This window comes from Pseudomonas sp. MTM4 (assembly GCF_019355055.1).
GTDB lineage: Bacteria > Pseudomonadota > Gammaproteobacteria > Pseudomonadales > Pseudomonadaceae > Stutzerimonas.
Window position 1 is genome coordinate 897,586 of the sequence record NZ_CP048411.1, and the last position, 12,300, is coordinate 909,885.

The following is a 12,300-nucleotide window of genomic DNA, read 5'->3' on the forward strand; positions in this document are numbered from 1 at the left end:
CGAAGCGCAAGTGCTTTTAGAATGTGCCTTTCTTGCCTTCCCCCGGATAACCTATGAGCCGCTATCGACCTCCCCGCCCCGCCGGCACACCACTGATCACGCCCGAGGGGGAGGCACGGCTGCGTGCCGAGCTGCACGAGCTCTGGCATGTCAGGCGTCCGCAAGTCACCCAGGCGGTTAGCGAAGCAGCGGCACAGGGCGACCGCTCCGAAAATGCTGAATACACCTACGGCAAGAAAATGCTAAGGGAGATAGACAGCCGCGTGCGCTTTCTCACCAAGCGATTGGAAAAACTCAAGACCGTCAGCCAGAAGCCGAGCGATCCGGACAAAGTGTACTTTGGCGCCTGGGTGACCATAGAAGATGAAGAGGGTGAACAGGCCCGCTACCGTATCGTCGGACCGGACGAACTGGACCTGCGCCAAGGCTTGATCAGCATTGATTCTCCGTTGGCCAGAGCATTGGTTGGCAAAGCACTGGATGCCGAGGTGCAGGTGCAAACGCCAACCGGCCCGAAACTTTGGTACATAATCGGCATCGCCTATCCATGACCGAGCAGTTTTTACATGACTAACTAGTCGACATCCTTCTCGAACTTCTTCGATATGGTCTTTAACTGTCGAGACCATCACTTTCTTACCCACATCAGCGTTCCGTCCGGTAACAGGCGAATCGGCGCATTGCGATAGCTAAACGATATCAGCGACGCTGGGGGCGCCACGCCAGAGCGGACGCTCACGATCATTGTGGAATTGGCACGATTGCTGCGCTTGTTCGGCGGCAGTACGCGCAGCGCGCGGTGAATGGCGAGGGACTGCTCAATGCCCGATTCACCTACTGATTGAGTGCATCCATGAATAACAAGAAGACGTTGATCGCTCTATGTCTCGGTGCCGCCATGGCCAGCAGCCAAGTGCATGCAGGCCTGTTCGGCTCGAGCGGCTACACCCAGACGCGTTACCCGATCGTCCTTTCCCACGGCATGCTCGGCTTCGACAGCATTCTGGGGATCGATTATTGGTATGGCATTCCGCATGCGCTTCGGCGTGACGGCGCGCAGGTCTATGTGACTGAAGTCAGCCAGCTCAACACCTCGGAACTCCGTGGCGAAGAACTGCTGGATCAGGTTGAGGAGATTGTCGCGATCAGCGGCAAATCAAAGGTGAACCTGATCGGCCATAGTCACGGCGGCCCGACAGTGCGTTACGTCGCCGCCGTACGTCCCGATCTTGTTGCGTCGGTCACGTCCGTTGGCGCACCTCACAAGGGTTCGGATGTGGCCGATCTGATCCGCAAGATTCCGGAGGGCTCTGGCGGCGAGGCCATCGTAGCCGGCCTGGTCAATACCATGGGCGCCTTGATTCACTTCCTCTCCGGCAGCCCGAGCACCGCGCCACAGAACTCGCTCGGGTCACTCGAATCGCTCAACAGCGAGGGCGCAGCGCGCTTCAACGCGAAATACCCACAGGGCATCCCGACCAGCAAATGCGGCGAAGGAGCGTACAAGGTCAACGGCGTGCGCTACTACTCCTGGAGCGGTACCAGCCCGCTGACCAATCCGTTGGACATCAGCGACGCCATGATGGGCGCCGGTTCACTCGCGTTCGATGGGCCCAACGACGGCTTGGTCGGGCGCTGCAGCTCTCACCTTGGCATGGTGATCCGCGACAACTATCGGATGAACCATCTGGATGAGGTCAACCAGGTTCTCGGGCTGACCAGCTTGTTCGAAACCGATCCGCTGACCGTATACCGTCAGCATGCCAACCGCCTCAAGAACGCGGGTCTATGAGCTGCGGCCGGGGCCAATCGGCCCCGGCTCTGACACAAGGCATATCGATGAAAAAACTTGCGATCTTGTTCGTTCTCGCCGTGGCCATTGGCGTCCTGATCGATTGGCGTAGTACGGCTGAGCCGGCGCCCACCTCCGTAACGCCTGAGCTACCGGTCGCTAAATTATCCGCACCGACCCAGACAAGAAGCCTCTCGCCAGCCCAACCGACGGTGCAAACCCAGGCAACCCGCCGCCTTCCGGCCTCCTTCGCCGGCACGGAAGTCGACGGTCGACTTCGAACGGATTCCCATGGCGAGCTGATAATCGACGGCGATATCCGTCGTGTCTTCGACTATTTCCTGGCCTCGATTGGCGAGGAGTCGATCGACGCCAGCGTTACCCGCCTGCGTCGACATGTCGAAGAGCAGCTTTCGCAGCCCGCCGAAGGCCAGGCACTGCGCCTGCTGGGCCAGTACCTCGACTACAAACGGCAACTGCTAATACTTGAAAAGGACCATGTGCTACTGGCCGATCTGAATGCCATGCGTGAACGCCTGAGCGCGGTTCGGCTGCTGCGCGCCGGGATATTCGACGACCACGTCCATCAGGCATTTTTCGGCCTGGATGAAGCCAGCGATAGTTTCACGCTGGAAAGGCTGGCGATTCGACATGATTCAACGCTCGATGCCGCAGCGAAGGGAGCCGCCATCGACCGCCTGCGAGAAAGCTTGCCGGCCGACCTACTGGTTACGCTCGTTCCGCAGCTGCAGGCTGAGCTACGCGAGCAGACACAAGCGTTGCAAGCCAGCGGCGCTACTGGGGAGCTGCGTCAGCTGCGCCAGCAGCTTTTGGGCAATGCCGCAACAGAGCGCCTGGAACAGCTCGATCAAAAAAGACAGCAATGGCAGCAACGAGTGACAGCCTATCTCGAAGAAAAAGCCCTTGTGGAAAATAGCCGTGGCCTTGGCGAGACAGAAAAACGCGCCGCTATCGAGCGCTTGGCCGCAGAGCGTTTCGATGAAAACGAGCGCAAGCGCCTGCTGGTTGCTGAACATTCAGTAGTCGAACGCGACTAGCAGCTTCTGGAAAAACAGGATGGCAAAGCGCTCAGTTGGCGGCGCTTTGCGGCCCACCTTCGAGCAGATAGCGCTCGCGCGTATAGGCCAGGTAGTACTTGTTCACCGCGTTGACGTAGCTGACCACGCCCATACCCATGGTTTCCATGGCGATCCGTTCGACCTGAAAAAACCATTGATCAGGGTTCAGCCCACGTCGGCGGGCCTCGGCCCGCATGCTTTGCACCCGCTGAGGCCCCATGTTGTAGGCAGCCAGGACGAACGCCATGCGTTCGCGTTCGTTCAGCCTGGGGCTGGCGAAGAATTCGCGACGGATCTTGGCCAGGTACTTCGCGCTGGCCAGCACGTTGTTGTCCAGCTTACCGATATTGCTAACGCCCATGCTTCGGGCGGTGGCCGGGGTGACCTGCATGAGCCCAGTAGCACCGGATGCGCCCCGAGCCGCCGGGTTGAGGGTCGATTCCTTGAATGCCAGCGCGGCCAGGTTGAGCCAATCCATATCCTGCTGCTGAGCATGCCGCTGTAGAGTCGGACGTACCTTCTCCAGACGCTGTCGCCCGACGCGATCAAGTGGATACTGCACCCGGTAGAGACGCCGATAGACCCGAACGAAAGCGGCGTCCTGGTTATCCGGTGCACTGTAGCCCTTGAGAAAGCGGTCAACGTTTGCGCGCAACGTGCTCGCTTCCTTGTGCATGAACCAATGCATATCGGCGCGCTTACCCAGCGTTAGCTGCGATTCGATGCGCAGCTTCGGCAGCACTTTTGCCCAGCGTTCGGCGATGGTCTGCTCGACCACGGTCGCGGGGTAGACGCCGGCCTGCACCATCTCCAGCACATCCTCCACAGCAAGCGTTGGGTCGACCCACTCGACTGCAATCGGCGCACGCCCAGCCTGCATCAAGCTTTGGTTAATGGCTTCCAGCGCAGCGCCGGCAGCGCTGCCAGCCGGCAACGCCAGACTGCGCCCCGACAACTGTTCGAAGCTCTTATAGCGATGGCCGCCCTGTCGGCCCACCAGCACCATCGGAACCTCGTCGACAACAGCCCGACTGCGACTTACCCTGCGCATCGCTCCAAGATCGAGGAGCTCTCCCGGCGCAACCAGATCACCCTCACCTCTTTGCAGCGCGCCAAGCAATTGGTCTTTGGCTTTCGGAATGATTTCCAGGGTGATCGAGCCCTTCGAACCGCGATTGAGAAACTGCTCGAATGCACGCAGACGCACATATTCGACACCGATGGCTTCGCCCTTGACCTCGCCCGAGCTGTTGCGGCTCTGATTGACCAGCACACGCAACGTCCCGCTGCGGCGAATCTCGGCCAGATCGCGTACCGTCTCCGTCGGCTGCCATGCCTGCGGGCCAACCACGCGCGCAGCGGCTGGCCAGGATGCAAGCATCAGCAGACACAGCAGGGACAATAGGCGGATCATTTAGGCTTATGCGCTCGAACGGAACAAAAGCAGGGATGGGCCACCCCTGCCGAGAGGTGGCGAAGGTTCTCACAGGCGTTGCTGAGCCGCCAGCGATAGCTTTCAACTAGCATTAGATAACGAATCTAATCTATTGATAGATAACGTTATATTTTCATCTTATAAGCGAGACAGTTTCATGCAACTTGTCGACATCGGCGTCAACCTGACCCACCCGAGCCTATCCCGCGACCCACGCGCGATCCTGGATCGCGCCTACGCGGCCGGCGTCGCACAGCTGATTTTGACGGGCACCAGCATCGATGAAAGCGAAGCGGCTTTGGCGCTCTGCCGCGAACTGGATGAAAGCCGGCAACGCTTGTTTTGCACGGCGGGCATTCATCCTCATGATGCAAACCAGTGGACCGCTGAAACCGCCACCCAACTCAAAGGTTTACTCGGCGAGCCGGAGGTTCGGGCAGTCGGTGAGTGCGGCCTGGATTTCAACCGCGACTTCTCCCCTCGCGCTCAACAGGATCGGGTTTTGGAAGAGCATCTGCAGCTGGCGGTGGAGACCGGGCTGCCGGTGTTTCTTCATGAGCGCGACGCCGATCAGCGCCTGGTAGAAATCCTGCGACCTTTTCGCGATCAGCTCAGCGCTGCGGTCGTGCATTGCTTCACCGGGGAGAAACGTGCCCTTTATGCCTACCTGGATCTCGACCTGCACATCGGCATCACCGGCTGGATCTGCGACGAGCGTCGCGGCACCCACTTGCATCCACTGGTTCGCGAGATTCCTGCAGCACGACTGATGCTCGAAAGCGATGCGCCCTACCTGCTGCCCCGTACGCTGCGGCCCAAACCCAAGGGTGGTCAGAACGAACCCGCCTTTCTGCCGGAGGTTTTGCGTGAGGTCGCCCGCCATTGCCGCGTAAGCGAAGAGGAACTGGCTGCCTCCAGTACCGCGTGCGCCCAGACGTTTTTTGGTATTTCGTATCTGGCTGAGCCTGTACAGCCCTAAAGCCAGACGTTGTCCTGCCGTTATAAGAACTGGTTCTCAACGTTTAGCAAACACCTCCTGCCACTACATAAGAAGCGCGCTCATGGTTCTTTGGATTCGCGATCTTTCCCTGAAGTACAAATTCTGGGCCCTGAATATGGTGACCTTCGTCACCACCCTGTTGCTGGTGTTGTTCGCGTTACAGCTCGAGCAGCGGGCACGCAGCCAAGATGCGCAGACCAGCGCCCAAGAAATGGCCAGCGTGCTGCAGAGCTGGCCGCAGGAAGGCGCGGTTGCGCGGCACCCTGATCTACAGGTGTTTACGGCAGGTCAGCCGGTAGTCATCGAAGGCCAAAGCGTCGCGCCGCGCCAGGGCTGGGTGGACGTCGATCACGACCGTTTTTTCGCGACCACCCCGGTCATTGGCGCGCAGCTGATTGCCAGGCCAGGCGGCGAACACCTTGCGGTTCTGGCTCGCACACCCAGCGTCTTGGAGCTGCTGAAGGAGCACTTCTTCAGCTACGCGCTGGCGGTCGCTGTGCTGATGTTGGCGTTGCTGGCGGCTTCGCAGGTGATGATTCGCTTCCTCCTCAGCCATCTCAACACCTTGAAAGACGTCATGCTGCATGTGGAGCGCAGCGGTGATCTTGCCGTACGAGTACCGCTGGAAAGCCGCGATGAAGTGGGACAGATGGCCGCCGCGTTCAATGCCATGCAGGCCGGCTACCAGCGCATCGTCGGTACTGTGACCCAGGCTGCGACACGCCTGGATGAAGGAGCCAGTCGCCTGGCTTCGAGCATGAGCGATGTTCGCCAAGGCATGCTCGGCCAGAAGAGCGAAACCGATCAGGCGGCTACCGCGATCAACGAAATGACCGCGACCGTCCACCACATCGCCGATCACGCTCGGGAAACACGGGACCAATCCCAACATGCCGACCGCCTCGCAGGAGACGGGCACAGTGTCGTGACCCGCGTCGAACGCTCCATTTCCAGCCTGTCCAAAGGTGTCCAGCAGACGGCTGAGACGATCAGCCAGCTTGCCGCCGACAGCCAGAAGATCAACGGCGTCGTCAGCGTCATTCACAGCATCGCCGAGCAGACCAACCTTCTCGCGCTGAATGCCGCCATCGAAGCGGCTCGTGCCGGCGAGATGGGTCGCGGCTTCGCGGTGGTCGCCGATGAAGTGCGCAATCTGGCCAAACGCGTACAAGTGTCGACGGACGAAATCACTCAGATGATTGCGGGACTGCAGGCCATGACCCGCGATGCGGTGGAATTCATGCAGGAAAGCTCGTTGAAAGCCGATGATTGCGTGAACGAAGCTCGTGAGGCGGGACTGGCGCTGGAAGCGATCACCGCGGCTGTGGCGCAGATGCGTGAGAGCAACACGCAGATCGCGGATGCCGCCGAGCAGCAGAGCGATGTGGCCGAAGAGCTCAATCGTTCGGTGACCGGCATTCGTGACGTCACCGAACAGACCGTCACACAGACCGCCGCGTCGGCTACCACCAGTTCCGAGCTGGCGGCACTCTCTGGAGAGCTGAGCAAGGCGATTCAGCAATTCAAGCTGTGACAAATCCTCGCCGGCGCAAGATCAGCTTAACCTTGCGCCGGTGATGGGCCGACAGCTGACAGCTCTCAGCAACCTCCTCGACGGCCCATTTTTTGAGGCCGCCCCTGAAAATCGGTCAGCCAAACACCGTTACCGTCTGACGACTCAGCGCCACCAGTTCACCCTCGGCTGTCCAGAGTGCCGCAGCACAATGACCGTAGCCATCCTGGGCATGCTCGATCACCGCGCGATAGCGACACCATTCGTGGGTGTCAAACTGCGGTACCGGCTGGATGAACTCAATGGTCCATGTCAGCGAACTGCCAGGTGCGAAGCGCTTCAAATGCGACAGTGGCGCTGGCGGCCAGGCGTCCACCAATGCCAGCAGATGCGCGACAGTTACAGGCTCGCGTTCGACTTCACCGCGCAGCCGCACCCAACCGCCCATTTCGCGTGAAGGATTGCCACTGAACGGCAGCCCACCGATACCCCAACGCATCGCCAGATAACGTGTAAATTCCGGCGCCACGCCTGGAACGTAGGGCAGCTCCTGACACTCATCAACCGCCGGCATCGCTGGTGCTGGTTCCGCAGCCACCCGAATGGCCGATGTCCGCGCCGCGCCGAAACTCCCCTGGATGATGGTCACCACCTGGCCGTCCTGCACAGCTCGCCCAAGCACCTGGCTGACAGCCTTGCCCTCGCGCAGCACTTCAGCCTCGAAACTCACCGGGGTATCAACCATCAACGGGCCGACGAAGGTAATAGCCAGCGAGCGTACCGGCCGACCTTCCGGCACCTGCGCCTGCATGGCCTCGTAGACCAGCGCTGCAACCAGCCCGCCAAAGCCGGCACGACCCTGCCCCCATGTGGCGGGTACGATAAGGTTGTTCGGGTTTTCACGCACGGCTTGTATCAACTCGGAAAGGGTCATGCCCACCTCGGCTTGTTCTTATCAGTCGGTCATCTTATCGCCGACACGCGAGTAACGGCATGCGATTGGCATTCGGTGATAACGCACCATCGCGCATCACTATCGTTCGGGCGAGGCTGTTCTTCTGTTTCTGCCGATACCGGAGCGCCACGGCAGCTGACGTCTCACCTTTGCAAGAGCCGCTTGCATCGCGCTTCTGTCAGCCGGACGGCCGGCATAACGAGCCATCTCATAGAGCCGCGAAAAATCGAGAATCGAACCGGCGGCTACCGGAAGCTGATGTGCTGCACGCTCGGCGAAATCCCGCGCGCCCTCGCCCGCCTGTCGCTCGGTACCATGACGAGCCAGCAACCGTTCGAAGCGGCGAAACAGACGCAGCTGCGGGTCGCGCTCACGCCGCCAGGGTTTCAGCAGCATCAAGGCCAGGATCATCATCAACACAGCGGTTGTGATGACCGTCAGCAGCCCGAGCCTGCGTTCGTCGAGTTTGCCGAACAGACCTTTCAGAGCGTCCAGCTGGCGTTCGCCCTGATAGCCGAGCACCCAACGTTGCCAACCATAGTTGAGGCTGTCCCAGCCGAATCGCAGCTGGTTCAGCCAGCCAATGTCACGATAGCGCCGCAGCGCCAGCGGCGAATCATCGAGCAGCGCGTCTTCCTCGGAGAGCGCTTGTTCCAGCCCCAGCTCGATGCGCTCGGGCGCTACCTGGAACGTCGGATCGATCGCAATCCAGCCTCGATCCGCACTCCAGTATTCGACCCAGGCGTGTGCGTCGAGCTGACGAACCGAGAGGTAATTGCCCGACGGGTTGATTTCGCCGCCCTGATAACCCGCCACGACCCGGGCCGGTATTCCAGCGGCGCGCAAGACGAAGGTCATCGCCCCGGCATAGTGAATGCAAAAGCCGTTCAGCGTATCGAACAGAAAGCCGTCGACGATATCGGCGCCGACCGATGAAGGCTGCAGCGTGTAACGATAAGGCTGTCGATTGAAATGCTGAAGGAGCGCCTGCACGACGGCTTCGGGGTCCGAATGCTCACGGCGCAACGCCGCAGCCCAGGCATGACTGCGCGGATTGCCTTGCGCGGGAAGCTGTAAGGCGCGCTCCAGCGTGGCGGGCTCGGCGGCGGGTTCGCGCAACGACTCGGGCCACGAGGTCGCCTGGTAAAGCAAAGCCTGATGAACCGGGCGCGGACGCTGCAGATGGAAATCGGCCATCAGTTGAACGGTGTCGGCATCGACCTGGGCCACGTCCAGCGCGTAGAGCCATGATCGGCCACTGGGCTGCATGACGACGGTGTAACTCACCGCAGTGCCGTCGGGCGTCCACTCAGGCGCAGGCGAAAACTGCGATGCGAGCGACTGGGACCAGCGCCGGCCATCGAAGCGCTCGAAGGTGACGGCCCGCCAGTACAGCTGGTCCCGCTCTGGAATCGGACCTTCGAAACTGGCCCGGAATGCCAGCTCGGAGGACCGGCTCAGCTCGGCAATATCGCCTGGCGACATGCTGTCGGAAAGTCCGGTCACACCGCGATCCTTGGGCTGCGGCAATGACCAGAGCGGCCCCATGCGTGGAAACAGCACGAACAGCACAAGCATCAGCGGTATGGCTTGCAGCAGCAACGATCCGGCCAGACGCAGCGTTGGCCAGGGGTGAGTATCGGTACTGCTCTGCTGCAGGCCGATCATCGCCGCCAGCAGCGCGGTTACCGGTAGCAGGCTGTAGAGCCCGGCCGGCAGGCTGTCGTTGAACAGGTAACTCGTTGTCACTGCAAAGAAGCCGAGGAAGATCAGCACCCAGGCATCGCGCCGGCTGCGCATCTCCACCAGTTTGAGTATGAATGCGGCAATCAACAGCACCACGCCGGAGTCGAGCCCGATCAGGCTGCCGCGTGAAAGGTACACCCCGCCGCCCACGCCGATCATCATCAGCGCTTTTACCCAGCCGCGCGGATAATGAGCGCGCATGCGGAAGATCTGCACCCGCCAACTGGCACAGGCCAGCCAGAGGCCGATGATCCACAGCGGCAAATGGCCGAGATGCGGCAGGATCACCAGCACCTGCGCAACCAGCAGCCAGAGCAACCCGTTTCGTGGAATGGTCTGGAGCGTGCTCATTGGGGGCCCTCCTGCTCCAGGCCGAACAGCGCCAACTCGCGCAGGCAACGATTTCGGTGATCGACTCCCGCGTCTGGACCGATGGTTGTCGCGGATATGCGCAAAGCGAAGGGTTGCTGACGTGCCGACAACTCGACGACCCAATGGCAGAGCAGCGACAGCCGCGCCTCGAGATCGCCGTCGAGCGCATCCAGATCGAGCAGCGGTTCCTCCCCGAGCAAGGCGGTGAAATCCTTGACCAGCAAGCCCTGCCCACGGGAATAGGCCTTCCAGTTGAGACGTCGCCGTGAATCGCCCGGCTGCCAGGGCTTGAGCCCCTGGTAATCGTCAATGCCAGGCCCCGATGCGCGGCTTCCCTCACGCTCTTCTTCGGCCACCCCGCCTGCTTCTGGCAGCTCGCCAACCGCAGGGCGGGGATATACCAGCGCGGCCAGTTGCAGGTCGATCCAGCTCCAGGCCACCAGAATGCCCAGTGGGAAGCGGCTCTCGACACGCAGGCGCCCGGGCCGCAGCCAGCCACGGCGTTCGGTCGCCAGGCTCAAGTCGACCTCGCAAGTTCCACCCGCCGGTACGTCGACCACTTGCAGACCGCTTTTCGGCCATCCCAGCGCAACCGCCTGATAAAGACGTCCACGACTTTCCAGCCTGACCTGCAGACGCGCCTGTTCACCGAGAAACACAGCCTGCGAGCCACCGGCATGCAGCGTGAGCCCGGCCAGATTGCGCCAAGTATGCAGGATCGCGACCATGTAGACCGAACCGAGCAGGAACGTCAGCGCGTAGGCGAGACTGTTCTGGTAATTGATCGCCGCAACCAGCATCAGCAGCAACGCAATCAGAAAGGTCATGCCCACCGGAGTCGGCATGATGAATATTCGCCGCTGGTCAAGGCGCATACTCGGACCCGGCGGGATGCGCTTCAGCAGCCAGCGATCACGTATCCGCGGTAGTAGTCGCATGCTGATCCTTTGCGCAATTGCTGCGATTGCTCATCAGAGCGCCGGCACTTCGCGCAGCAGCCACTGCACCAGGGCGCCGCCGCCGTGGCCGGTGGCATCGGCGCGCTCACGCAGACGATGGCCGACCACGGACGGCAGCACGGCCTGCACATCTTCCGGTATGGCGTAGTCGCGGCCATCGAGAAAGGCCCAGGCGCGTGCCGCGGCCAGCATCGCGAGACTGCCACGCGGCGACAGGCCCCAGGCGAACTGTGGTTGCGTGCGGGTGGCCTCGACCAGCCGCAGCACGTAATCGACCAACGCATCGCTGACCCGAACCTGCGCCACCACATCCTGAATTTCCACCAGCGCGGCGCGATCGAGCAGAGGCTCCAGCCGAACGAGCAAATCGCGACGCGAATCGCCCAGCAGCAGCGCTTTCTCTGCGGCTTTGGCCGGATAGCCCAGCGACAACCGCATGAGGAAGCGATCCAGTTGCGACTCGGGTAAAGAAAATGTACCGCCAGAACTGACCGGATTTTGCGTGGCGACGACGAAGAAGGGATCGGGCAATGGCCGCGTGGCGCCCTCGATGGTCACCTGCCCTTCTTCCATGGCTTCAAGCAATGCGCTCTGGCTTTTGGGCGTGGCCCGGTTGATTTCGTCGGCCAGAATCAGCTCGGAGAAGATCGGCCCCGGATGGAACGCGAACTGGCCAGTGTCCTTGTCGAATACCGAGGTGCCGAGGATATCGCCCGGCAGCAGATCGGAGGTGAACTGAATCCGCTGAAACTCCAGTCCCATTACCTTGGCGAGGGCGTGACTGAGGGTCGTCTTGCCCATGCCCGGCAGGTCCTCGATCAACAGATGCCCTCTCGCCAGCAGACAGGCCATGGCCAACCGCACCTGTGATTGTTTGCCGAGCAGCACCTCATTCACCGCTCGCAGACAGACGTCCAATCTAGTGCGCATGCCGTTCTCCTTCTGTTCGTCCAGCGATGCTACTGACCCGGTACGCTCAGGCAAAGCCAGCTGCAATCTTTGTTGACGAAGTTGTGATCCGGAGCCTGATCAGACCCAGCGGCGATAGGACGACGCCAGCCTGCAACGCGCGCATGTTGGCGTCAGAATCGAGATTCGAGCCGACCGGCACATCGGCTCAGAAGAGAATGGGTGGCAGCCATAAAAGCTGCCACCGGAAGTGCTGTCAGCGCCCCGCCCGTGATTCACGCAGGTAGAAGCGCGCCTTCTTGGCCTTTTCAACGCAGCCCTGGAACGCCTCGAATTGCTGTTGGGTCTTGGCGCCGGTCAGAAGAGCCATCGCCTTGGAATAGCTCACGGTGCCGGCGAAGCCTTCCGCTTCCGCGAGGCTCTGCTCTTCCCATGCTGCGTTCAGTTGCGAGGCGCAATTATCGCGATACGCGGTTTTCGCGGCGCAGCCTGTAAGGGCCAGCGCCAGAATGGACAAACAGATCAGATTTTTCATCGCTG

The 12,300-nt window shown here is 61.1% G+C and carries 11 protein-coding genes; 5 read left to right on the forward strand and 6 right to left on the reverse strand.

Annotated features, from left to right (window positions below; genetic code table 11):
- Positions 1-53 precede the first annotated feature (53 nt).
- From greB to GYM54_RS04015, 3 genes are all read left to right on the forward strand, one after another.
- On the forward strand, positions 54-551 hold the full coding sequence (gene greB / locus GYM54_RS04005) for a transcription elongation factor GreB (RefSeq protein ID WP_181104092.1): 498 nt from the start codon (positions 54-56) through the stop codon (positions 549-551).
- A 302-nt stretch (positions 552-853) separates the two neighbouring features.
- Complete coding sequence (locus GYM54_RS04010) at positions 854-1,792, forward strand: triacylglycerol lipase (protein WP_181104094.1); 939 nt, start codon at positions 854-856, stop codon at positions 1,790-1,792.
- 47 nt (positions 1,793-1,839) lie between these two features.
- Positions 1,840-2,850 (forward strand): lipase secretion chaperone, encoded by a 1,011-nt coding sequence (locus GYM54_RS04015; RefSeq protein ID WP_181104096.1) that lies wholly within the window; start codon positions 1,840-1,842, stop codon positions 2,848-2,850.
- Positions 2,851-2,881: 31 nt separating this feature from the next.
- Here GYM54_RS04015 and GYM54_RS04020 read toward each other — a convergent pair whose 3' ends face one another.
- Positions 2,882-4,285, reverse strand: coding sequence for a transglycosylase SLT domain-containing protein (locus GYM54_RS04020; RefSeq protein ID WP_181104098.1), 1,404 nt, complete (start codon positions 4,283-4,285; stop codon positions 2,882-2,884).
- Between the two features lie 178 nt (positions 4,286-4,463).
- Between GYM54_RS04020 and GYM54_RS04025 the strand changes: the two genes are divergently transcribed.
- Together GYM54_RS04025 and GYM54_RS04030 are read left to right on the forward strand one after the other, a co-directional pair.
- A complete protein-coding gene (locus tag GYM54_RS04025; protein WP_197445126.1) occupies positions 4,464-5,285 on the forward strand; it encodes a TatD family hydrolase in 822 nt (273 codons plus the stop codon).
- Between the two features lie 82 nt (positions 5,286-5,367).
- Entirely contained in the window at positions 5,368-6,840 is a 1,473-nt protein-coding gene (locus GYM54_RS04030) for a methyl-accepting chemotaxis protein (protein WP_197445127.1), read from the forward strand.
- A gap of 115 nt (positions 6,841-6,955) precedes the next feature.
- Here GYM54_RS04030 and GYM54_RS04035 read toward each other — a convergent pair whose 3' ends face one another.
- The 5 genes from GYM54_RS04035 to GYM54_RS04055 form a co-directional block, all read right to left on the reverse strand.
- On the reverse strand, positions 6,956-7,753 hold the full coding sequence (locus tag GYM54_RS04035) for an acyl-CoA thioesterase II (protein WP_197445128.1): 798 nt from the start codon (positions 7,751-7,753) through the stop codon (positions 6,956-6,958).
- A 99-nt stretch (positions 7,754-7,852) separates the two neighbouring features.
- A complete protein-coding gene (locus tag GYM54_RS04040; protein ID WP_197445129.1) occupies positions 7,853-9,871 on the reverse strand; it encodes a DUF3488 and transglutaminase-like domain-containing protein in 2,019 nt (672 codons plus the stop codon).
- Positions 9,868-10,830: a DUF58 domain-containing protein gene (locus GYM54_RS04045; protein WP_181104109.1), complete on the reverse strand. Its 963-nt coding sequence runs from the start codon at positions 10,828-10,830 to the stop codon at positions 9,868-9,870. Before GYM54_RS04045 ends, GYM54_RS04040 begins: the two co-directional genes overlap by 4 nt.
- Before the next feature lie 33 nt (positions 10,831-10,863).
- Complete coding sequence (locus GYM54_RS04050) at positions 10,864-11,781, reverse strand: MoxR family ATPase (RefSeq protein ID WP_181104111.1); 918 nt, start codon at positions 11,779-11,781, stop codon at positions 10,864-10,866.
- Positions 11,782-12,016: 235 nt separating this feature from the next.
- The gene (locus GYM54_RS04055) at positions 12,017-12,295 is read right to left on the reverse strand and encodes a hypothetical protein (protein WP_131651521.1); all 279 of its coding nucleotides are present in this window, start codon (positions 12,293-12,295) and stop codon (positions 12,017-12,019) included.
- Positions 12,296-12,300: the final 5 nt, after the last annotated feature.